Origin of the sequence: Streptomyces sp. NPDC020898 (genome assembly GCF_044333925.1) — a bacterium.
Taxonomy (GTDB): domain Bacteria; phylum Actinomycetota; class Actinomycetes; order Streptomycetales; family Streptomycetaceae; genus Streptomyces.
Map to the genome: position 1 here is coordinate 26,601 of NZ_JBIRRV010000007.1, position 22,126 is coordinate 48,726.

Annotated in this window: 19 protein-coding genes; 9 read left to right on the top strand and 10 right to left on the bottom strand. The window is 71.4% G+C overall.

The features are described from left to right. Window positions 1–7 precede the first annotated feature (7 nt). The gene (locus tag ACH4TV_RS22600; protein ID WP_398400797.1) at window positions 8–658 is read right to left on the bottom strand and encodes a hypothetical protein; all 651 of its coding nucleotides are present in this window, start codon (window positions 656–658) and stop codon (window positions 8–10) included. Window positions 659–917: 259 nt separating this feature from the next. Here ACH4TV_RS22600 and ACH4TV_RS22605 point away from each other — a divergent pair, with 259 nt between their 5' ends. Continuing rightward, complete coding sequence (locus ACH4TV_RS22605; RefSeq protein ID WP_398401596.1) at window positions 918–2,129, top strand: lactonase family protein; 1,212 nt, start codon at window positions 918–920, stop codon at window positions 2,127–2,129. 39 nt (window positions 2,130–2,168) lie between these two features. Here ACH4TV_RS22605 and ACH4TV_RS22610 read toward each other — a convergent pair whose 3' ends face one another. Then, window positions 2,169–2,795, bottom strand: coding sequence for a dihydrofolate reductase family protein (locus ACH4TV_RS22610; RefSeq protein WP_398400799.1), 627 nt, complete (start codon window positions 2,793–2,795; stop codon window positions 2,169–2,171). A gap of 132 nt (window positions 2,796–2,927) precedes the next feature. Here ACH4TV_RS22610 and ACH4TV_RS22615 point away from each other — a divergent pair, with 132 nt between their 5' ends. Next, window positions 2,928–3,683, top strand: coding sequence for an SDR family oxidoreductase (locus ACH4TV_RS22615; protein ID WP_398400801.1), 756 nt, complete (start codon window positions 2,928–2,930; stop codon window positions 3,681–3,683). 99 nt (window positions 3,684–3,782) lie between these two features. Here ACH4TV_RS22615 and alc read toward each other — a convergent pair whose 3' ends face one another. Together alc and allB are read right to left on the bottom strand one after the other, a co-directional pair. Next, a complete protein-coding gene (gene alc / locus ACH4TV_RS22620; RefSeq protein WP_398400803.1) occupies window positions 3,783–4,898 on the bottom strand; it encodes an allantoicase in 1,116 nt (371 codons plus the stop codon). Window positions 4,899–4,962: 64 nt separating this feature from the next. Further along, on the bottom strand, window positions 4,963–6,300 hold the full coding sequence (allB, locus tag ACH4TV_RS22625; RefSeq protein WP_398400805.1) for an allantoinase AllB: 1,338 nt from the start codon (window positions 6,298–6,300) through the stop codon (window positions 4,963–4,965). Between the two features lie 273 nt (window positions 6,301–6,573). On the opposite strand from allB, the gene ACH4TV_RS22630 reads away from it, so the two are divergent. Next, a complete protein-coding gene (locus ACH4TV_RS22630; RefSeq protein WP_398400807.1) occupies window positions 6,574–7,380 on the top strand; it encodes an IclR family transcriptional regulator in 807 nt (268 codons plus the stop codon). A gap of 189 nt (window positions 7,381–7,569) precedes the next feature. On the opposite strand, the gene ACH4TV_RS22635 is transcribed toward ACH4TV_RS22630, so the two are convergent. Continuing rightward, entirely contained in the window at window positions 7,570–7,884 is a 315-nt protein-coding gene (locus tag ACH4TV_RS22635; protein ID WP_398400809.1) for a DUF5955 family protein, read from the bottom strand. A 167-nt stretch (window positions 7,885–8,051) separates the two neighbouring features. Here ACH4TV_RS22635 and ACH4TV_RS22640 point away from each other — a divergent pair, with 167 nt between their 5' ends. Both ACH4TV_RS22640 and aceB read left to right on the top strand, forming a co-directional pair. Further along, window positions 8,052–8,660 carry an NTP transferase domain-containing protein gene (locus ACH4TV_RS22640; protein ID WP_398400811.1) on the top strand — a complete coding sequence of 203 codons (609 nt, stop codon included), beginning with the start codon at window positions 8,052–8,054 and terminating at the stop codon, window positions 8,658–8,660. Between the two features lie 141 nt (window positions 8,661–8,801). Continuing rightward, window positions 8,802–10,433 (top strand): malate synthase A, encoded by a 1,632-nt coding sequence (gene aceB, locus ACH4TV_RS22645; RefSeq protein ID WP_398400813.1) that lies wholly within the window; start codon window positions 8,802–8,804, stop codon window positions 10,431–10,433. A gap of 248 nt (window positions 10,434–10,681) precedes the next feature. Here aceB and ACH4TV_RS22650 read toward each other — a convergent pair whose 3' ends face one another. From ACH4TV_RS22650 to ACH4TV_RS22665, 4 genes are all read right to left on the bottom strand, one after another. Then, window positions 10,682–10,957 (bottom strand): SelT/SelW/SelH family protein, encoded by a 276-nt coding sequence (locus ACH4TV_RS22650; RefSeq protein WP_398401598.1) that lies wholly within the window; start codon window positions 10,955–10,957, stop codon window positions 10,682–10,684. Window positions 10,958–10,971: 14 nt separating this feature from the next. Beyond that, window positions 10,972–11,883 carry a HipA family kinase gene (locus tag ACH4TV_RS22655; protein WP_398400815.1) on the bottom strand — a complete coding sequence of 304 codons (912 nt, stop codon included), beginning with the start codon at window positions 11,881–11,883 and terminating at the stop codon, window positions 10,972–10,974. Window positions 11,884–11,951: 68 nt separating this feature from the next. After that, window positions 11,952–14,549 carry a protein kinase gene (locus ACH4TV_RS22660; RefSeq protein ID WP_398400817.1) on the bottom strand — a complete coding sequence of 866 codons (2,598 nt, stop codon included), beginning with the start codon at window positions 14,547–14,549 and terminating at the stop codon, window positions 11,952–11,954. A 180-nt stretch (window positions 14,550–14,729) separates the two neighbouring features. Next, window positions 14,730–16,247 carry an IucA/IucC family protein gene (locus ACH4TV_RS22665; protein ID WP_398401600.1) on the bottom strand — a complete coding sequence of 506 codons (1,518 nt, stop codon included), beginning with the start codon at window positions 16,245–16,247 and terminating at the stop codon, window positions 14,730–14,732. 171 nt (window positions 16,248–16,418) lie between these two features. Here ACH4TV_RS22665 and ACH4TV_RS22670 point away from each other — a divergent pair, with 171 nt between their 5' ends. Genes ACH4TV_RS22670 through ACH4TV_RS22680 form a run of 3 tightly spaced genes read left to right on the top strand, consistent with a single transcriptional unit; the run spans window position 16,419 to window position 20,073 of the window. Continuing rightward, a complete protein-coding gene (locus ACH4TV_RS22670; protein ID WP_398400819.1) occupies window positions 16,419–17,924 on the top strand; it encodes an IucA/IucC family protein in 1,506 nt (501 codons plus the stop codon). A gap of 47 nt (window positions 17,925–17,971) precedes the next feature. Then, window positions 17,972–19,237, top strand: coding sequence for a VWA domain-containing protein (locus ACH4TV_RS22675; protein WP_398400821.1), 1,266 nt, complete (start codon window positions 17,972–17,974; stop codon window positions 19,235–19,237). 32 nt (window positions 19,238–19,269) lie between these two features. Then, window positions 19,270–20,073: a hypothetical protein gene (locus ACH4TV_RS22680; protein ID WP_398400823.1), complete on the top strand. Its 804-nt coding sequence runs from the start codon at window positions 19,270–19,272 to the stop codon at window positions 20,071–20,073. Window positions 20,074–20,162: 89 nt separating this feature from the next. Here ACH4TV_RS22680 and ACH4TV_RS22685 read toward each other — a convergent pair whose 3' ends face one another. After that, window positions 20,163–20,807 carry a winged helix-turn-helix transcriptional regulator gene (locus ACH4TV_RS22685; RefSeq protein WP_398400825.1) on the bottom strand — a complete coding sequence of 215 codons (645 nt, stop codon included), beginning with the start codon at window positions 20,805–20,807 and terminating at the stop codon, window positions 20,163–20,165. A gap of 86 nt (window positions 20,808–20,893) precedes the next feature. On the opposite strand from ACH4TV_RS22685, the gene ACH4TV_RS22690 reads away from it, so the two are divergent. Beyond that, window positions 20,894–22,102: a pyridoxal phosphate-dependent aminotransferase gene (locus tag ACH4TV_RS22690; RefSeq protein ID WP_398400827.1), complete on the top strand. Its 1,209-nt coding sequence runs from the start codon at window positions 20,894–20,896 to the stop codon at window positions 22,100–22,102. Window positions 22,103–22,126: the final 24 nt, after the last annotated feature.

The following is a 22,126-nucleotide window of genomic DNA, read 5'->3' on the forward strand; positions in this document are numbered from 1 at the left end:
GCGCGGGTCATCGTCCAGTCCCGTGATCGCCCCCTTGGCGGCGGGGAAGCACGCCGGCCTCGCCGGTGGGGGCGCTGCTCCCGGTCCCCCAGGCGAGCAGCGCGAAGCCCAGGGCGAAGCCGAGCATCGTCCATACGCCGTGCGGCCAGAAGATGTGGCTGTCGACGAAGGACCAGCCGGCCACGAGGAGCACCATCGTGCCGGGAAGGATCCGGACGCCGTACTTCGGGAGCAGCGCGACCGCCGTGGCCGCGACGGCGCCGATGAGGGCGTAGGCGCCGGCCTGCCCGAGCGCCTCACCCATGTCGTAGAGCGGATCCTTGATCGGCCCGAGGCTCGCTGTCCCGCCGGCGTGCTCGACCGCGGTTCCGGCCGCGATACCGGCGACCGCGTCGAGACCGGTGTAGAAGGCCGCGTAGATGAGGGCACCCGCCCAGGCCACCACGGTGGCGAAGCCCACGAGGCCTCGTCGGGGCCGATGCCACAAAGGAACCAGGAGGCCGACCGTGAGCAGCGGAAAGACCGGCAAAAGCGCGATGTGCAACTGTGTCCAGTCCGAGGCCGTCGCTCTGGACAGCCCGTGCGGATGCGCGATGCCCGCCGCAGCCAGCACAAGCGGGGCGGCAGTGACGAGGGCGATGCTTCGGATGGTCAACACGCCTGCGAGCGTAGGCCCGTGAGGGTCCGCCGATGCGGTCGCGTAAGGGTTCCGTAAGACCTTGGCCGTCCTCGGGCCGGATGACTCGGGGATTCGTCACCTGCCGTATGCAGGAAGCCCTGTCGCTCCGTCACCAGGACTCTTACGAGAGTCTGACGCGATCTCCGTTCCCCGCCGGCACACCGCTCCCACGGCCCACTCTGGTGCCGTCCACAGCCGTGGACCGCACCGCGCAGACACAGAGGACCGGGACGTGAACATGAACAGCAGCCACAAAACCCACCGAGCGAAGTCCAGGACGCGGCGCATCATGATCGGCGGCGGAGCCCTCGCCTCCGCGACGGCGGCCACCGTGGCCGTGTCCCTGGCCTCGGCCAGTCAGTACTCCGGGAGCGGTGCCGGGGCCGACCACGCCGTCTTCGTCCAGGGCAACGAGCTGGAGGGCAACACCGTCCATGTGTTCGCTCGGGCCGACGACGGCAAGTTGAGTCCCTCGGGGACCTACACGACCGGTGGCAAGGGCGGTGACCAGATCGACGCACCCACCGACTCGCTCGCCTCCCAGGGCTCACTCGTCTACGACGACGCTTCGGGCATGCTGCTGGCCGTCAACGCGGGCAGCGGCACGGTGACCTCCTTCCGGGTCGACGGGCAGCAGCTGAAGGACAGGCGCGTCGTGGAGTCCGGTGGGGAGTTCCCGGCGAGCATCGCGGTGCACGGCGGGATCGCGTACGTCATGAACGCGGGCGGCGAGGGCAGCGTCCAGGGCTTCAGGATCACCGGCAAGGGGCTCAAGCCGTTGCAGGGGTCCCACCGTTCCCTCGGCCTGGACAACGAGGACATCCCGCTGTTCTCCAGCTCGCCCGGCGAGGTCGAGTTCACCCCGGACGGTCGCAACCTGGTCGTCACCACCAAGTCCAACAACACCGTCGAGGTCTTCCCGATGAAGCGGAACGGTCTCCCGGCCGTGACAGAACCCGTCGTCAACAAGTCGGCCGGCGGGTTCCCGTTCGCGATCAGCTTCGACGGGACCGGGAAGCGGATGCTGGTCGCCGAGGCCGAGAAGTCCACGGTCACGACGTACCAGGTGAAGGGCGACGGCAAGCTGAAGGTCCTTCAGCAGCCGCTGGCCAACGGCCAGGAGACCCTGTGCTGGCTGGAGCGCGCGGGCAAGTACTTCTACGGCGGCAACACCGGCAACTCCACCGTCACCGGGTACCGCATGGACGAGCAAGGCAAGCTGGCCCTGACCAACGACGTGGGCGTCGCCACCCCGCCCTCCGCCAACTCGCAGGGCGTGATCGACCTCGCCGTGACGGAGGACGAGAGGTTCGTCTATGTCCAGAACGCCGTCTCCGGAACCGTCGACGGTTTCCGCGTCGAGGCCGACGGCGCCCTCACCAAGGTCACGACAGCTGAGGGCCTGCCCGTCTTCGCCGAGGCCGGCATGGAGGGCATCGCCGCCTTCTGACAGGAATGCTCCACGCGCCGGCGTCGTCCGGGCGCCGCGTTACGCGGTTTCCGGTAGCTCGTACGTGCCGTACTCCGGGCGGCCCGCGAGCTCGTACGTCTGGATGGAGACGCCAGCCCCTGTCGTACGGCCTCCCACGTGCCGGAAGGCGGTCGGGACGGCGCCCTCGGCGAAGAGGCGGCGGCCGGCGCCGAGGACGACGGGGAAGGTCAGCAGGTGGACCTTGTCGACCAGGTCGAGGGCGAACAGGGACTGGGCGAGAGCGCCGCTGCCGTGCACCTGGAGCTCACCGTCGGTGCGCTCCTTGAGGGCGGCGACCTCCTTGCCGAGATCACCGCTCAGCACGGTCGTGCCGGCCCACTCGGGATCCCTGAGGCTCGACGAGGCGACGTACTTCGGCAGGCCGTTGAGCCGGGACGCGACCGGGTCGGCGGGGTCGGTGACCTTGGGCCAGTACGAGGCGAAGATGTCGTACGTACGGCGGCCCAGGAGGAAGGCCTCGACGCGCTCGAAGACCTCGGTGATGAACCGGCCGAAGTCCTCGTCCCCGTACGGAACGCTCCAGCCGCCCTGCTCGAAGCCGCCACGCGGGTCCTCGTGGGGGCCGCCGGGGGCCTGGTGGACGCCGTCGAGGCTGACGAAGGACGTGAGGGTGAGGGTGCCCATGGCGGGTGCCTGCTCTCTCTGAAGGGGTCTCTTGTCATCAGCTCAGACCCCACCGGCGCCCGCAACTCATCGGTCGACGTCGATGTCTGTTCACCGCCAGCGTCGGGGTGGCCCGGCGGCTGTGATGGACGCATGACTTCTCAAGGAACGATTTCGGCAACCCTGAACGGCAAGGTGGCCCTGGTGACCGGCGGCAGCCGCGGCATCGGAGCGGCGACGGCGCTGCGGCTCGCCCGGGAGGGCGCTGACGTGGCCGTCACCTATGTGAACGGCAAGGAGGCGGCCCAGGACGTCGTACGGGCCGTCGAGGCGCTGGGGCGCCGTGCGGTGGCCCTGCGCGCGGACTCGGCGGACTCGGCGGAGGCCGCCGGGGCGGTGGAGCGTACGGCGGAGGCGCTCGGTGGGCTGGACGTGCTGGTGAACAACGCGGGCGTCGGCGTCCTCGGACCGCTGGAGAACCTGGCCCTCGCCGATGTCGACCGCGTGCTGGCGGTGAATGTGCGCGGGGTGTTCCTGGCCTCGCAGGCCGCCGCCGCGCGGATGCCCTCCGGCGGGCGGATCGTCACGATCGGCAGCTGTATGGCACAGCGCGTCCCGGGGCCCGGCGGCACGCTCTACGCGATGAGCAAGTCGGCGCTGACCGGTCTGACGAAGGCACTGGCCCGGGAGCTGGGCGCGCGCGGGATCACGGCGAACATCGTGCACCCCGGCCCGGTCGACACCGACATGAACCCGGCCGACGGACCGTACGCGGCCGACCAGGCGGCGCTCACCGCGCTCGGCCGGTTCGGTGTGGCGGACGAGGTGGCGGAGATGGTCGCGTATCTGACGGGAGCGGCGTACGTCACGGGCGCCGAGTTCGCCGTGGACGGCGGGCACGCGGCGTGACGGTCACCGTCCGCCGGCCACGGTAAAGCCCGTACGCCCTGCTGCCGCCCACCGCGTGAACACCCCGTATGTGCCGGGGTGTTCACGCGGTCCGGTCTTTCAGCCGCCGAGTTCCTGGTGGCGGGCGGCCAGCTCCGCGGCGCCCGTCTCCGTCAGGGAGCCGAAGAGTCGCAGGCGGGAGATCCCGCCGTCGGGATAGATGTCCACGCGCGCGTGCGTGCCCACCGCGGGCGCCGGCAGGACGAAGCGGTGGTTGGTGTCGGGCTGGAGGCGGGTGCGCGGGAGAATCTCCGTCCACTCGCCGTCCTCACCGTCCCTGACCGACACGGTGGCCCATCCGGCGCTGTTGCCCTTCAGATACGCCGTGTCGATCTCGATCGCCCGGATCTCCGACCGGGCGACCAGCCGGTAGCTGATCCAGTCGTTGCCCTGGTCGCGGCGGCGCCGCGTCTCCCAGCCGTCGTCCATCTTGCGGGAGCGGCCCGGCTGGATGGTGTTCGAGGCCGGTGAGTAGAAGAAGTCGGACGCGTCCTCGGCCCGGCCGCCGTTCTCCAGGGCGACCACGTCGAAGGTGCCCAGCACCGCCAGCCACTTCGGGTCCGGCACCACCTCGCCGTACACCCGCAGGCGTGCGATGCCCCCGTCGGGATGCTGGTTGACCCGCAGGTGTGTGAAGCGCTGTTCGAGCGACACCGCGAAGCCGTTCGCCGCGTGTCCGCCGACCTTCGTGCGCGGTACCAGCGTCGTCCACTTCACGTCGTCCGCCAGCAGTTCCTCGGGGGACGGGGAGCCGGGCAGCGACACGCCCTCCACCGACACGGCCTGCGGATAGTTGCCGCGGAAGTGGGCGGTGTCCACCACGATGCCGCGTACGACGCCCGGCGCGCCGAGCCGTACCAGCGCCCAGTCGTGGTCCTCCGCCGTGGGCCACGGGTGTTCGGCCGACGCGCCGCGCCGGCGCCGGCTCTCCCAGCCGTCCATGATCTTGCCCTTGTGACCGAAGTTCTCGGGCACGAACTCGGCGGGTCCGGGCACGAGCATGTTCTCGCGGTCGGCGAAGAACTCGTCGTTGGCGGCGACGACTCCGGCGCCGAGGTGCCGGTCGGCCAGGTTGGCGTACCGGGTGAAGGGGAAGTCCGCGGTGCGGTAGTCCGCGTACGGGTCACCGCCTCCGTAGGGGTTCGCGTCGCCGGTGAAGCTCGGAATCGCGGTCACGGTGATCAGTTCTGCCTTTCGGAGTCGGCCGCTGCGGGTGCGGGAGCAGGGGGAGCGGGCTGGATCAGAGGGGGCGGGTGAGGAGTTGTCCCTTCGGCTCGGTGAACTCGCCGTCCGCCACGATGCGTTCGCCGCGCAGCCAGGTCGACTTCACGACTCCGCTGAGCGTCCTGCCCGCGTACGCCGTCACGCGGTTGCGGTGGTGCAGCGCCGCCGGGTCCACGGTGAACGTCTCGTCGGGCGCGAGTACGGCGAAGTCGGCGTCGCGGCCCGCCTCGATCGCGCCCTTCTGCCCGAGCCCGGCCAGTGCCGCCGTACGCGTGGACATCCAGCGCACGACGTCCTCCAGGGAGTGGCCCCTCGTCCGTGCCGCCGACCACACCGCGGCGAGGCTCAGTTGCAGGCCGGAGATGCCGCCCCACGCCGTCGCGAAGTCGGCGGTCTTGAGGTCGGCCGTGGACGGCGAGTGGTCGGTGACCACGCAGTCGATGGTGCCGTCGGCCAGCGCCTGCCACAGCAGGTCCTGGTTGGCGGCCTCGCGGATGGGCGGGCAGCACTTGAACTCGCTGGCCCCGTCCGGGACTTCCTCGGCGGTGAGGGTCAGGTAGTGGGGGCACGTCTCCACCGTGATCCGCACGCCCTCCGCCTTCGCCTGGGCGATCAGCGGCAGGGCGTCGCTCGACGACAGGTGCAGGACGTGCACGCGCGCGTGCAGGCGCTTCGCCTGGGCGATCAGGTTCGCGATCGCGGTGTCCTCGGCGCCGCGCGGGCGCGAGGCGAGGAAGTGGGCGTACTCGGGACCGCCCTGCTGCGGGGCCGCGTCGAGGTGGTGCGGGTCCTCGGCGTGCACGATGAGCAGTCCGTCGAATCCGGCGATCTCAGCCAGCGACCGGGTGAGCTGCTCCTGGTCGAGGTGCGGGAACTCGTCCACGCCGGACGGCGACAGGAAGGCCTTGAAGCCGAAGACACCGGCGTCGTGCAGCGGGCGCAGGTCCTTGACGTTGTCGGGCAGCGCGCCGCCCCAGAAGCCGACGTCGACGTGCGCCTTGCCTGCCGCCACCTCCTTCTTCGTACGGAGGTGGTCGACCGTCGTCGTCGGCGGGAGGGAGTTCAGCGGCATGTCGACGAGGGTGGTGATGCCACCGGCCGCCGCGGCGCGGGTGGCGGTCCAGAAGCCTTCCCACTCCGTCCGTCCAGGGTCGTTCACGTGTACGTGGGTGTCGACCAGGCCGGGCAGCAGGACGTCGTCGCCGAAGTCCTCCAGGCGCGCGCCGGGCGGTACGGCGGCCTCGTACGGGAGTACGGCCGTGATCCGGCCGTCGGCGACCGCGACCGTGGCCGCGCGCGTCCCCTCGGGCGTGATGACGCGCGTCGAGCGCAACACCAGTTCGATGTCGGACACCCGGACCCCTCTCTGTCACCGGTGAATCCCGCCGTTAACTTCCACGTAACGGAATTCAACGTTCTGTTGAAGGAGTCTTCACCGACCACGTCATACCGTCAAGAGCCACCCTGCCGACCCGCCCGACCGCGCGCCAACCGTGCGGCGAGCTGGACGTTTCCACAAGACGGAACAATAGTTCCAGAAAACAGAACGTAGCTACACACAAGCAAGCCGTCAAGCAACCGACCGGTAGGCTGCACTTCCGCCTGTCAGCCGTGAAAGGACCGCGCCGTGCCCACGCCCAGCGCCAGTTCCACCGACGCCGCCAAACCCGCCGCCGCCAGCGGTGGCGTCCAGTCCCTGGAGCGCGCCTTCGATCTGCTGGAGCGCATGGCGGACGCGGGTGGCGAGGTCGGCCTCAGCGAACTGTCCGTGAGCAGCGGACTGCCGCTGCCCACCATCCACCGGCTCATGCGCACGCTCGTGGTCTGCGGTTACGTACGACAGCAGCCCAACCGCCGGTACGCGCTGGGCCCGCGCCTGATCCGCCTCGGCGAGTCCGCGTCCCGGCTGCTCGGCACCTGGGCCCGCCCCTACCTGGCCCGGCTGGTCGAGGAGACCGGCGAGACGGCCAACATGGCGCTCCTGGACGGCGACGAGATCGTGTACGTGGCGCAGGTCCCGTCCAAGCACTCGATGCGCATGTTCACGGAGGTGGGCCGGCGCGTCCTGCCGCACTCCACCGGCGTCGGCAAGGCCCTCCTCGCCAACGTGCCGCCGGACGAGGTGCGTTCCCTGCTCGCCCGTACGGGCATGCCGGCCGCGACGGAGAAGACGATCACCACGGCGGACGGCTTCCTGACCGCCCTGGAGGACGTACGGCGCCTCGGCTACGCGGTCGACGACAACGAGCAGGAGATCGGCGTCCGCTGCCTCGCGGTCTCCGTGCCCAACTCCCCCACCTCCGCCGCGATCTCGATCTCGGGCCCGGCGGGCCGGGTCACGGACGAGGCGACGGAGAAGATCGTGCCCATACTGAAGCAGGTCGCCGCCGAACTGTCGGTGGCACTGGCCAGCTCGGGCAGCCCCGGCCACTAAGCGCTCCGCGGGATATGCGGTTCGTTTGCCGCGGGCCGGTGGGGGCTGGTCGCTCCCCCACTCTCGACTTCGCTCGACCGGGGGGGGACCCCCATCGCGGCGGAGCCGCAGTTCGATACAGCCCCGCGCCCCTTTGGGACGCGGGTTGCGCACCCGACTTCACCCGGACCGCTTAGACCCCTCCCCTGCTCAGCGACGCGGCGCGTCCCCGAACAGCTCCACCGCCGCGCGTACGTCCGACAGGCCCCGGGCGAGTGCACTGACCGAGCCGATCGCGCCTGCGACCAGGAGCAACGAGCGGCGCAGGCGCCGGATTTCGGGGATGCCGCTGATCACCATCGCGGCCAGGGAGGCCAGTTCGTCCTCGGCGATGCCACGGTCGGGGAACTCGGCCGGGTGCGCGGCGAGTTCACGGCGCAGCCGGGACACCGCGGTCCGCAACGCCGCCACTCTCGGATCCTCGTCGCTGCCGGTCACCGACCTCTGCCCCAAGCTCCGCAACACAGCTTCCCCGCCCGCCCCCACGTGCGCCTCGCACGCCCCCATGGCACTGGTCGGGCGCCGGGGACGCGGGCAAGTAAACGCCACCCGCGCGACAGACGCCACACCAAGGACCGAAATTCAGCCCGTGAACGCCGCCGGTGCGCCTCCGGGTCCGGTATGCAGGAGGCATGACGGATGAACCGGACCAGGTGGCGGGGCTGCTGCTCGCGGCAGGCGGGGGGCGGCGGCTCGGCGGGCGGCCCAAGGCACTGCTCGAACACCGGGGGCGCCTCCTGGTCGAGCACGCGGCCGACGCCCTGCGCACGGCCGGCTGCGCCCCCGTCCACGTCGTCCTCGGAGCGCGGGCGGAGGACGTCCGGAAACGGGCGGTCCTGCCCGGGTGCGTGCTGGTGGACAACCCGGAGTGGGCGGAGGGCATGGGTTCCTCGCTGCGGGCCGGTCTGGCGTCCCTGCGCGACCCGGAGGCCCGCCCCGCCTCCGCCGCGCTCGTCTCCCTCGTCGACCAGCCGGGCATCGGGCCACAGGCCATGGCCCGCGTCCTGGCCGCGTACACCTCCACGGAGTCCCTCGTGGCGGCCTCGTACGACGGGATGCGCGGCCATCCGGTCCTGTTCGGCGCCGCGCACTGGGCGGGCGTCGCGGCGGCCGCGGTCGGGGATCGCGGGGCCCGCGACTATCTCAAGGCCCATGACGACGCGATCACGCTCGTCGAGTGCGGAGATGTGGCGCAGCCGTACGACATCGACACGCCGGTCGACCTGGACCGCCTCGGGTGACGGCTTCTCGGCACGAAGAATCTCGATATCAACAAATTATTGAACTTCCACGATGAGGAAACTAGCATCCACTGATCAGAAACATCTGTGCCATGTAGTCCAGAACAGCCCGTATCAGCCCGCTGAAGGAAGTGACCGCTCATGTCCGCACCAGCGCCGTCCCCGCTGGCCATCGTCGACGCCGAGCCCCTGCCCCGGCAGGAGGAGGTGCTCACCGACGCGGCGCTCGCCTTCGTGGCCGAGCTGCACCGGCGGTTCACGTTCCGGCGTGACGACCTCCTCGCGCGCCGTGCGGAGCGCCGCGCCGAGATCGCCCGCACCTCGACCCTCGACTTCCTCCCCGAGACGGCCGCGATCCGCGCCGACGACTCCTGGCGGGTGGCCCCGTCCCCCGCGGCCCTGAACGACCGGCGCGTCGAGATCACCGGCCCCACCGACCGCAAGATGACGATCAACGCCCTCAACTCGGGTGCGAAGATCTGGCTCGCGGACTTCGAGGACGCCTCCGCGCCGACCTGGGAGAACGTGGTCCTCGGTCAGGTCAACCTGGCCGACGCGTACACCCGGAACATCGACTTCACGGACCCGAGGAGCGGCAAGTCGTACGCCCTCAAGGCCGACGCCGAACTCGCCACCGTCGTCATGCGGCCCCGCGGCTGGCACCTGAACGAGCGCCACCTCCAGGTCGCCGGACAGCAAGTCCCCGGCGCCCTGGTCGACTTCGGCCTCTACTTCTTCCACAACGCGCAGCGCCTCCTCGACCTCGGCAAGGGCCCGTACTTCTACCTCCCCAAGACCGAGTCGCACCTCGAAGCCCGCCTGTGGAACGAGGTGTTCGTCTTCGCGCAGGACTACGTCGGCATCCCGCAGGGCACGGTCCGTGCGACCGTCCTCATCGAGACGATCACGGCCGCGTACGAGATGGAGGAGATCCTCTACGAACTCCGCGACCACGCCTCGGGGTTGAACGCGGGCCGCTGGGACTACCTCTTCTCCATCGTCAAGAACTTCCGTGACGGCGGCGCCAAGTTCGTCCTCCCGGACCGCAACGCCGTGACGATGACGGCCCCGTTCATGCGCGCCTACACCGAACTCCTCGTCCGCACCTGCCACAAGCGCGGTGCGCACGCGATCGGCGGCATGGCGGCGTTCATCCCGTCCCGGCGCGACGAAGAGGTCAACAAGGTCGCCTTCGAGAAGGTCAAGGCCGACAAGGACCGTGAGGCCGGCGACGGTTTCGACGGTTCCTGGGTCGCCCACCCCGACCTGGTCCCGATCGCCATGGCCTCCTTCGACGCGGTCCTCGGCGACAAGCCGAACCAGAAGGACCGCCTCCGCGAGGACGTCCACGTCGAGGCCGCCGACCTGATCGCCGTCGACTCGCTGAAGGCCACGCCGACGTACGACGGACTCGTCAACGCCGTGCAGGTCGGCATCCGTTACATCGAGGCGTGGTTGCGCGGGCTCGGCGCGGTCGCCATCTTCAACCTCATGGAGGACGCGGCCACCGCCGAGATCTCACGCTCCCAGATCTGGCAGTGGATCAACGCGGGCGTCGAGTTCGAGCACGCGGGAAGCACCGTGAAGGCCACCCCGGAGCTGGCCCGCGAGATCGCCGCCGAGGAACTCGCCGCGGTCCGCGCCGAGATCGGCGAGGAGGCCTTCACGGCCGGCCACTGGCAGCAGGCCCACGACCTGCTCCTCACCGTCGCCCTCGACGCCGACTACGCGGACTTCCTGACCCTGCCGGCGTACGAGCAGCTGCGCGGCTGACACGTTCCGGTCAGCTCACTCCGCAGGCCCACCAGTCGGATTAGCGATCCGTAGCGACCCCGTGGCAGAGTGTTACGCACACGCCCGGCGCCCAGGCGACGTCGGGCACCCTCGGTGAGTTCGCGAGACCTCACCGACCAGCGTCCGGAGGGGCGTGCCACGAGGGCTGACGGCTTCCGCCGTTCGGCACCAGGGCACGAATGCGATTGGCTCACATCCCTGAGCAACACTGGGGATCACTAAGCCAATCAGAGACGCTTGTCCGAGTGGCCCAGGGACCTTCCCGGGGCCACTCGGTCGCGTACGAGCCTCTTCACGGCCGTGGGCTCCGGGAAGCCCTGTTCGCGGCGGTCCCACACCACCTCGTCGTTGACGCGGACGACGAAGACACCGCCGGTGCCGGGCTTCAGGGACAGTTCCGTCAGCTCGGTCTCGAAGGTGGTGAGGAGTTCCTGCGCCAGCCAGGCCGCGCGGGGCAGCCAGCTGCACTGGGTGCAGTACTCGATCTGGACGCGCTGGGTCAGCTGGGTCAGTTGAGTCATCCGAGGTGTACCGACCAATCGTGTTCCGCCGCCGGCTTGCCATGCAGGTCGGGGACCCGCTTGAGCCAACTCGGGCGGCCTCGCTGTGTCTTCGCCGCCCGGAGGGCCTCCTCGGCGGCGAGTTCCTCCCGGGTGGGGAAGTCGGTGGGCAGCCAGGCGGCCGAGGCCCGCACACGCGCGTGCAGGTACCCGACGTACGCCTCCCTGACGTCGTCCGGTGTCGCGAAACCCGGTTCGCCGGCCAGCCAGGCGTCCGGCACCTCGGCCGCGATGCCACGCAGCAGGTCCTCGGTCACCCGGGGAGCCAGTTCGGCGTCGGCGGCCCGGGTGTCCGGGGTGTAGTGGCCGAGGGCGTGGTGGCGGAAATCGTAGGCCTTCCCGGGGTCGGCGCCGTCCCAGCGGTGGTGGAAGACGAGGGCGGCGCCGTGGTCGATGAGCCACAGGCGCGGGTGCGCGATGCCGAGCGTCGGCCAGATCATCAGGTTGGAGCTGTGGACCGTACGGTCGACGTTGACGGTCAGCGCGTCGAGCCAGATGATCTTTCCGGCCTCCAGCGGGTCGACCGTGCAGCGCTCGGCGACCTCCGGGGTGAAGTCCCGCGCGCCCGGCAAGTAGTCCATGCCGAGGTTCACGCCGGCGCTGGCGCTGTGCAGGTCCCGTACTTCCTGGTGGGGCTCCTCGTCGGCGATCTCCGGGTCGAAGTGCACGAGGACGAGTTCGGGGAAGCGCAGTCCCAGGGCGCGGGCCAGCTCTCCGACGATCACTTCGGCGACCAGCGCCTTGCGGCCCTGCGCGGAGCCGGTGAACTTCACGACGTAGGTGCCGAGGTCGTCGGCCTCGACCACCCCTGGGACGGAACCGCCCGATCTCAGGGGCTCGACGTAGCGGGTTGCCGTGACCTCTCTCATGCCGCGAGCATAGTGATCAGGTGTGACGGCCGGTACGGCGTTTCTCGGCGCCGACCTCAGCCCCGATCTCAGCTCCAAGAGGGATGCCCCTCCGGTGTGCTGCCGGTGGTGAGCCGGCGGACACCCGTGCCGTCCGCGCGGACCGCCCAGATCGCCGGCCGGTCGAAGGGCCCCCGGACGAAGGCCACCCATTTGCCGTCCGGTGACCAGACCGGGTCCATCTCCTGGGCGGCCGTCTGCACCAGTGTCCTGTCGTCGCTGCCGTCGCTGCCGTCGGTCTTGGCGATGCGAATGTCTCCGCCCGTCCCCTTGCCGGGTGCTCCGGCGGTGTACGCGAAGTAGCGGCCGTCCGGGGACCAGACGGGGTCCAGCGCCCGCCGGGGCTGGTCGGTCACCTGCCGGGGTTCGGCGCCCGGCTGTGCCGGATCGACGACGTGGACCTGCCAGCCCGACGTCTTCTGCAGGCAGACGGCGATGAGCTTGCCGTCGGGCGACCAGGCCGGGTCGTCCACCTTCCCGGAGCCGGTGGTCAGTTGCTGCGCGGAGCCGTCCGAGACGTTCACGGCGAACAGCTGTTGCACACCGTCCGCGTCGCGGCGCAGGACGGCCAGTCGCTTGCCGTCCGGGGACCAGGAGACCCGGCCGCCCGAGATGGCGCCGATCCGGCGGACGCCGGTACCGTCCGCGTTCGCCGTCCACACGGCCGCCCCTTCCGCCGTCTTACGGGTGAACGCGAACGACTCGTGGTCGGGGGACCACTGCGGGAGGGCGTCGCAGGTCCCGTCGATCAGCCGTTCGGGGTTGTCCGTGGTGGAGTCGCGACGGCCGATCACGCTGTGGCATTCCGACGATCCGGGGTCCATGTCCAGCCGCACCAGCAGCGGGGCGTCGGGGAACACGGCGGGGGTCGATCGCCTGGGCGACGGTGAGGGTCCGCCGGCCTTGTCGGCTCCGGGCTCGCCGGAACCGGTCCAGGGATGCTGCCACACGAGCAGCCCCGCGACGGCAGCCGCGACCAGCAGCGCCCCTACGGCGACCGTCCCTCGGCGGCCCCTCCGTTCCCCCGAGTCGCCGGACGGGACCGAGTCCGGTACGAGGACCGGCGGGGGCCCGAAGCCGGGGCCGGGCGGCGACTGGACGGTCAAGGGCTGGGAGTCCACGGCCTGGCCATCGGCAGGCGCCGACGGGGCGTGCGTGGCGGGGCGCGGGTCGGCGGCCAGGGCCTGCCCTTCGGCGACCGGCGGCGGCGCGGACACAGTCGCGCGCGGGTCCGTGGCGCGGGGCTGGCCATCGGCTACCGGCGGCAGCGCGGACACCGTCGCACGCTGGTCACTGGCCAGGGCCTGCCCTTCGGCGACCGGCGGCGGCACGGACACCGTCGCACGCGGGTCCGTGGCGCGGGCCGGGCCATCGGCTACCGGCGGCAGCGCGGACACCGTCGCACGCTGGTCCATGGCACGGGCCTGCCCTTCGGCGACCGGCGGCGGCACGGACACCGTCGCACGCGGGTCCGTGGCGCGGGCCGGGCCATCGGCTACCGGCGGCAGCGCGGACACCGTCGCACGCTGGTCCATGGCACGGGCCTGGCCACCGGCTACCGACGGCAGCGCGGACGCGCTCGCACGCTGGTCGTTGCGCTGGTCATTGGCCAGGGCCTGTCCATCGGCGACCGGCGGCGGCACGGACACCGTCGTACGCGGATCGATGGCCAAGGCCTGTGCTTCGCCGACCGGAGGCGCGACCCCGGTCGTGCGCGGATCGGTGGGCGCGGCCGACGGGTGGTCCGCCGCCGCGGGGTACGTCGCCGGGGCCTGCCTCCGTAGGAGCGCGGTCGCCTCGGCGGGCAGCCAGGCGTCCGACGGATGCCGGACCGTGAGCTGGTCGAGGAACTCCGACGGGCCGGGGCGGTCGAGCGGGTCCTTGGCCAGACAGGCCGCGACGAGTCCGCGCAGCAGGTCGGGCACGTCCGTGAGATCCGGCTGTTCGTGGACGACGCGGTAGGGCCAGGCGGCCGACCCCCCGTCGCCGAAGGGAGCACAGCCCGCCGCCTGGCTGAGCACCACGCCCAGGGCGAACATGTCCACCGCGGGAGTGAGCGTGCCGCCGGTGAGCTGCTCCGGCGCGAGGAAGCCGAGCGTGCCGATCTGGAACCCGGTCTGGGTGAGGGCCGTGCCGTCGAGGGCCCGTGCGATGCCGAAGTCGATGACCCGGGGGCCGTCCTCCGCGACGATGATGTTGGCGGGTTTCAGGTCGCGGTGGATGACCCCGGCCTGGTGAATGGCGGCCAGCGCCTCGGCGAGGCCGGCGGCCAGCACGGTGAGCGTGTCCACGGGAAGGGGGCCCACCTGGTCGAGCAGGTCCCGCAAGGTGGGGCCGGGTACGTAGGCCGTCACCAGCCAGGCCGGCTCGCCCTCCGGGTCGGCGTCCACGACCGGCGCGGTGTGGAAGCCGCCGACACGGCGGGCCGCGGCCACCTCGTCGGCGAATCTGCGCCGGAAGCCCGGTTCCGTGCTCAGTTCGGGCCGTACGACCTTGACGGCCACCGCCCGGCCGGACCGCGAACGGCCGAAGTAGACGACGCCCATTCCGCCCTGGCCGAGCCGTCCGACCAGCCGGTACCTGCCGTCCCCGACAGAGGCGGGATCACCTGCTCCGAGCGGTTTCATGACTCCCCCATCTCGCCTCTCCGGCGTGGCTGTGGGAACTCATCGCTCCGACCCCCGTCCCCGTCGAGCGGCCGTAATCAGCCGCGAGGCCCCATTACCGGCCACAGTCTAGGTGCTCCGCTCATGACGTCATCGGGTCCGGAACGGTTCCCTTTCGCCCCACCGGTTCACCCCGCCGGTTCACCCCGCCAGCGGATTCCACAGCGGGAGATAGCGGGCGTCCGCGCCGTTCGCGCCGGTCCAGCGCAGCAGGAGGTTCGTCTTGCCGGGGAGGGTGGGTGCGCTGAGCAGGGCGGCGGCCTCGGGGAGGTCGAGGCGGTGGCTCTCGTGTGCGAACACACCACGCACGGCGGGCCACGGGTCGAGGCCCGGGTGGCTCTCGCGCAACGCCTCGGCGATCTCGACGAGGTGGTTGACGACCAGGCAGTACACCAGCCGCTCCCACCCGGCCGCCCGGCTCACCTCCGGCAGCAGTTTCACGCCCTCCGCGTCCCGGAACAGCGCCTGTACGGGCGTTCCGGCGGCGTCCACGGCGATCACGCAGTTCTGGAGGTGGGCCTCGACGACGACGCCGGAACGTGCGAACAGTTCGAGGGCCGGAGGGACGACCGCGCCCAGATACGCCGTCCACCAGGCGTCGGGGTCCCGGAGACCGGCCGGCAGAGTGCCGTCGAAGTCCTCCACGAGGGCGGCGGCGAGCAGGGGCGTGGCGCCGGGGACGAGGTGGTCGTGCAGGCCGTCCCGGACCAGCACCGCCAGTTCCTCGAAGGCGAAGTCGGCGGTGCGGTAGCCGCGGTCGCTCAGCCAGGCGCCGGGGGTCCGCAGAGCGGCTGCCGCAGCTGCCACCACGCTGTCCGTGCGGCGCAGGCTCAGCAGGTCGTGGCGCCAGAGCCGCCGTACGTCGTTCGTGATGCGGACGTCGAGGCTGAACTTGACGAAGAGGTCGTGCTCGGGCGCGTACAGCGTGCGGATCGCCGCCGTGGGCCAGGTGTCGGACGTGGTCGTACCGAGTCGGATCAGCCGGCCGTCCGCGAAGGCCTCCGTCAGGCCCGGGCCGACGAGGTCGAGCTGCCAGGGGTGGGCCGGCAGCAGCCGGTAGCCGGGCGGGGCCGTGCCGAAGGCGTCCAGGGCGGATACGTCGCCCTCCTCGGCGACCGCGTCCTCGCGCACGCCGAGCAGCGCCAGCGGGAAGGCGGCGTACGCCTCGGGCGCGTACGGCAGCCAGCGCGCGACCGGGCCGCCGCCGCGCGCCTTGGGCGCCGGGTGGTAGGGGTGCCCGGTGAGGAGAGACTGCTCGGAGCGCCGGTACGGATCCTCGGGCGAGGTGGCGCCGTCCCGGGCGGTGAGCAGCGCGGCGACCGCGTCCCGGCTGTCGGTCATCTCGGCGGGCAGCTCGGGGTTGGACAGCCCGGTGTGCGCCTGGAGTTCCTCGGCCACGAGCTTGACGAGTTCGGCGTGCCCGACCGGACGCCAGTCGCCGTCCACGGACACCTCGGGCCGGGCGGGCCGCCGTACACCTCGTACCCGCAGCAGCCGTTCCCCGCTCGGCAGCCGGTACACCCGTGGCTCGTCGGTGCCGTCGAGCGGCTGGGCCACCTCCCGCAGCAGGCAGTTGAGCAGGGGCGCGGTCGCGTACGCGTCGGCGCGCGCTCCGGCGTCGTCCGTGGGAGGCCTGGTCGGAGGGCCGCTCGGAGGCATGGTGGGGTCCACGCGTTCTCTTCGATTCCTTACCGTGCGGTTCTTCACGGTGCGGTGCGGTTTCTTACGGTGCGCTGGCGATCAGTATGTCTGTCGTCGTCCCGCCCCGCTCACCGGCGCTCGTGCCCGTCCCCGCACCCGTCTCCCTACCCGTACCCGAGGAGCCCGCCCGTGCACCGTCCCTCCACCGCCGAGGCCGAGGTCGCCGGCCAACTGGCCGCCGTACGCCCCGATCTCGGGTCGCGGTACGCGGCCGAGCTGCCCGGCGCACGGGCCGCCGTACTGACCCGGCTGTGGCGGGCGCTCGCCCATGAGCCGCTGCCCTGGATCGCGCGACGCGAGCCCGGCCCGGGGTTCCTGCTGGCGGACGGCCGCCGTCTGGAGGGCCCGCACGCCGATCCGTACGCCACCGACGGCCGTGTCACCGCCGTACGGCTCGGGCGGGTGTCGTACGACGATCCGGCGCGGCTGATGACGGATCTGGCCGTCCCGCACGGTGCCGCCTTCGCGGCCGAACTCGGCCACAGCGTCGCCTCGTTGGCCCTGTCGCGCGCCGGCCGGGCGACTGACGTACGGACACCGGTGGCGAGCTGGGAGTGGGAGCAGCGGGTTGTCGACGGGCATCCCTTCCACCCCAACTGCCGTTCCCGGCCCGGGTTCTCGGTGGCCGAGCAGCTCGCGTACGGGCCCGAGCACCGGCCTGTCGTGGAGCTGGCGCTGGTGGCGGCGGACGACCGTGCCGTGCGGGGCGAGTGGCCCGAGTGGCTGCGGGACAGGGGGCGTCCGCTCATTCCGGTGCATCCCTGGCAGGCGGAGCATGTGCTCGACCTGCCGAGTGCGGGTGCGCTGTCGGCGCATCCTTTGATGTCCCTGCGCAGCCTCGCCCTCCCTGCCGGGGGCCCGCACCTCAAGACGGCGTTGAGCGCCCGCCTCACCTCCTCGGTACGGGACATCTCGCCGTACTCGATCGAGACGGCGGCGACGGTCTCGGCGTTCATGGAGTCGATGGCCGCGCGTCTGGACGGGCTGCTGCACATCACCCGCACGCTCGGCGCGGTCACCGCCGACTCCCCCGATCTGGCAGCGGTGTTGAGGGAGCCACCGGATCTGTACGCGGACGCGGCGGCCGGCGAGCGAGTCGTTCCTGTGGGGGCCCTCGCCGCCACGGAACTCGCCCGATCCCCCTCCTGGCTGGCCGGGTTCACGCGTCTCGCCCTCACCGTCGGTCTGCGGCTGCTCGATCTGGGCGTGGCCCTGGAGGCGCACGGACAGAACCTGCTCGTGGTGCTGTCGGCGGACAACGACCCGCTGCGCCTGGTCTACCGCGACCTCGCCGACATCCGCGTCAGTCCGGCCCGGCTGGCCCGGCACGGCATCCCGGCGCCGGACCTGACCGGACGGATCGTCACCGACGACGAACCCACCCTGCGCCGCAAGCTGTTCGGTTCCCTGGTGGCGGGCGCGCTGGGCGCCACCGCCGGTTCGGAGGCGGCACTGCGAGAGGCCCTCGAGACGGCCGTACGAGGCCTGCCGCGCACGCCCGATCTTGTCGCGCTGCTCGAACAGCCCCTGCCCACCAAGGCGTTGACGCTGATGCGGCTGTCGCCTCGGACGCCCGGGGACCTGTGGGCCGAACTCCCCAACCCGCTCGGAGAGATGAAGCGGGAGGGTGGCTGACGGGGCCCGCTTTGGAGCCGGGCACCTCGGGTCAATAGGATCCGCCGATGATCACAAGACAACGGCTGGCGGCGGGCGCCTGCGTCCTGCTCGCCGCCCTGGCGGCCGGGATCGCGGTCCCGGCCGGAGCCGTCGCCGACGAAACCACCGCACTCGCGCCCAAGGTCAACCTCCTTCTCGACGTCAGCGGTTCGATGCGGGCGAAGGACATCGACGGCCAGTCGCGGATGGCCGCGGCGAAGCAGGCGTTCAACGAGGTGCTCGACGCGACCCCCGAGGAGGTCCAGCTCGGTATCCGCACGCTGGGCGCCAACTACCCGGGCGACGACCGCAAGGAGGGCTGCAAGGACACCGCGCAGCTCTACCCGGTCGGCCCGCTCGACCGTACCGAGGCCAAGACGGCGGTCGCGACGCTCACGCCCACCGGGTGGACGCCGATCGGCCCCGCCCTGCTGAAGGCAGCCGACGACCTCGACGGCGGCGAGGGCACCAAGCGCATCGTGCTGATCAGTGACGGCGAGGACACCTGTGCGCCGCTCGACCCGTGCGAGGTGGCCCGGGAGATCGCGGCCAAGGGCATCGGTCTCACCATCGACACCCTCGGTCTGGTCCCCAACACCAAGATGCGGCAGCAGTTGAGCTGTATCGCGGAGGCGACCGGCGGAACGTACACGTCGGTCGAGCACACCGACGAACTCGCCGACAAGGTCAACCAGTTGGTCGTCCGCGCCGCCGACCCGGTGGTGACGCCGGTGGCCGTCGAGGGCGCCGCCGGATGCACGGACGCCCCGGCGGTGAAGTCCGGTCTCTACACGGACCGCGAGGAGTTCGGCCAGCAGCGCTGGTACCGCGTCGATGTCCTGCCGGGGCAGGAACTGCGCGCCTCCGTCAGCGTGTCGGCGGACCGGGCCGTGAACCCCGACTACGGGGTGCTGCTGCGGGCGGTGACCGCGCACGGACGCGAGATCGTCCGCGGTGAGGGCAACGGCACCGGGCGTACCGATGTCATCTCGACCGGTCTGCGCTATGCGAAGGCGGAGGCCGACGACGAGGACAAGCCGGCCGCCGAGACGGTATGTCTCCAGGTCACCAACTCCTTCTCGGCGGCCGGTGGCGTGGCGTCCACGCCCGGTCTGCCGCTCGAACTGACCGTCGACGTCGTCGACGGCCCGAGCCAGGCGAGCGATGTGGCCTCCTTCGGCCTCGGCCGCGGCTGGTGGCTGCTCGGCGCGCTCATCCTGTTCGGCTTCCTCACGGGTGTCCTGTGGGGCTGGATCTCGCGTCTGCGGGTCTCGGTATGGAGGACCAGCTGATGCGAGTGATGAGAGCTCTCAAGGATCAACTGATGAGCGGTACCCGCGTGTTGGGGACGGCCGTGCTGATGCTCGGGCTGGCGGCCACCCCTGCCGTCGCCGACTCCACGCCCTCCGCGAGCCCCTCGGACGACAGCTCGGCCCCCACCTCGGCCGGCACGTCGTTCCGTACGGCGACGGAGATCGACCAGGGTGAGCAGGCCACCGCGAGCGGCTCGGCGGGCGACTACCTGTACTGGTCGTTCCCCGCGGACGCCGGCCAGCGTCCCACCGTCAGGGCGACGGTGAAGCTGCCGGACACCCACGCGTCCGAGACCTGGCAGCTCGACGTGTACGACGGTCTGCGGCGCCGCCAGGCCTGCCAGTACGGCGCCCAGACCCGCACCGCCGCCTCGAACACCGCGTCCGTGGAGCTGGCGTGCACCCTGCGCACGGTCCGCGCCTGGTCGGAGCAGTGGGCCAACGACCCGCTGCCGGGCACGTACTACGTCCGGCTGACGGCCGTGAACCTCGCGACCTCCGACCTCGGCCTGCCGGTCGACGCCGAAGTGCGGGCCGACTCCTTGGACATCGGCGGTTCGGCGGCCGTGGACGGCTCGCTGGCCGAGCCGCTGGTGCCCGGGATCGCGGTCAAGTCCGAGGCCACGGAGGACAGTTCGACGACCTCCGCGGTGCTGTCCAGCATCGAGCCCGACGACGGCTGGTCCTCCGGCTGGTGGTCCGACCGCTGGGTCTGGACGGCGATCGGCGGTGCGCTGGCCGCCCTCGCGGGCGTCGGCGGTTACGCCCTGACCCGCGGCTCGGGCAGGCCGAGGCGGGTTCCGCCGGGCGCCTGACCAGTCTCTGACGGCCCGTCAACATGCCTGCCGCGCACGGTCGCGCGGCGGGCATGTCCCGTATCAGGGCCTACGCTCAGGCCTCCCGCTCAGGCCTCCCGCAGGGCCTTGGCGAGCGTCCCCTCGCCGGTCACCTCGACACGCCCGCTCCGGACCGCGTCCAGCACGCTCACGTCCCCCCGGCCGACCGCCGCACAGGTGCCGGTGTCCATCGACAGGCGGGCGTCGGGCTCCTCGGGGGCGGGCCCTGCCCCGTACACCGGCACGTCCTCGGCGCCGACGTACAGGTGGAACTCGCCCTCCTCCAGCCGGACTTCGACGAGTCCAGTGCCGCTCACCCCAGCCACGTCACCGAGTCCGCGCAGCAGCGGCAGCGCGAACCAGTGTGCGCGTACGGCGTCCGTGGCCCGTCGCTCGCCCAGCTCGGGCGCGCCCCACTCCCCCAGCGCCTGGAGCACCGGCAGCAACTCCCGTCCCCGGCCGGTGAGTTCGTACACGTACACGGCGCCCGGCGGGGGCAGCCTGCGCCGGCTCGCGAGGCCGTCGCGCTCCATGTCCTTCAGCCGGGAGGCGAGTACGTCCGTGCTGACGCCCGGCAGATCCGCGTGGAGGTCGGTGTAGCGGCGCGGACCGGCCAGCAGCTCCCGGACGATCAGGAGAGTCCAGCGGTCGCCGACGACGTCGAGGGCGCGAGCGGCGGAACAGTACTGGTCGTAGCTTCGGCGTGGTGACATGCGACGCAGTCTAGACATGTCGTTGGACTTTCCAAGCTCGAACTTGGTAAAACCAAGCAACACACAAACCGGAGGGGCGTAAGCGCATGGAGTTCCGGCAGTCGAACAAGCTCAGCGAGGTCTGTTACGAGATCCGCGGCCCGGTGATCGAGCACGCGGACGCGCTGGAGAAGGCGGGCCACAGTGTACTGCGCCTGAACACCGGCAACCCCGCGCTGTTCGGCTTCGAGGCGCCGGAGGAGATCCTCCAGGACATGATCCGCATGCTGCCGCAGGCGCACGGGTACACCGACTCGCGCGGCATCCTCTCCGCCCGCCGGGCGGTCGCCCAGCGCTACCAGACGCTCGGCCTGGAGGTCGGCGTCGACGACGTCTTCCTCGGCAACGGCATCTCCGAGCTGATCTCGATGTCCGTACAGGCGCTGGTCGAAGACGGCGACGAAATCCTCATCCCCGCCCCGGACTTCCCCCTCTGGACGGCCGTCACGACCCTCGCGGGCGGCAAGGCGGTCCACTACCTCTGCGACGAACAGGCCGACTGGTATCCGGACCTGGACGACATGGCCTCGAAGATCACCGACCGCACCAAGGCCGTGGTCATCATCAACCCGAACAACCCCACCGGCGCCGTCTACCCGAAGGAGATCATCGAGGGCATCCTCGACCTGGCCCGCCGGCACGGCCTGATGGTCTTCGCCGACGAGATCTACGACCAGATCCTGTACGACGACGCCGTGCACCACTCGGTCGCCGCGCTCGCCCCCGACCTGGTCGTCCTGACCTTCTGCGGTCTGTCGAAGACGTACCGGGTGGCCGGCTTCCGCTCGGGCTGGCTGGTGATCACCGGTCCGAAGCAGCACGCGAAGAACTACATCGAGGGCCTCACCATGCTGGCCTCCATGCGGCTGTGCGCCAACGCGCCCGCGCAGTACGCCATCCAGGCCGCGCTCGGCGGCCGCCAGTCCATCCACGAGCTGACCGCCCCGGGTGGGCGCCTGTACGAACAGCGCACCGTGGCCTGGGAGAAGCTCAACGAGATCCCGGGGGTGTCGTGCGTGAAGCCGAAGGGCTCGCTGTACGCGTTCCCGCGCCTGGACCCCAAGGTGCACAAGATCCACGACGACGAGAAGTTCGTCCTGGACCTGCTCCTCCAGGAGAAGATCCAGGTCGTGCAGGGTACGGGCTTCAACTGGCCGTCCCCCGACCACTTCCGCATCCTCACCCTCCCGTACGCGGACGACCTGGACGTGGCGATCAGCAGGATCGGGCGGTTCCTGAGCGGTTATCGGCAGTAGCGGCCGGCGGGGCGGTGGTCGACC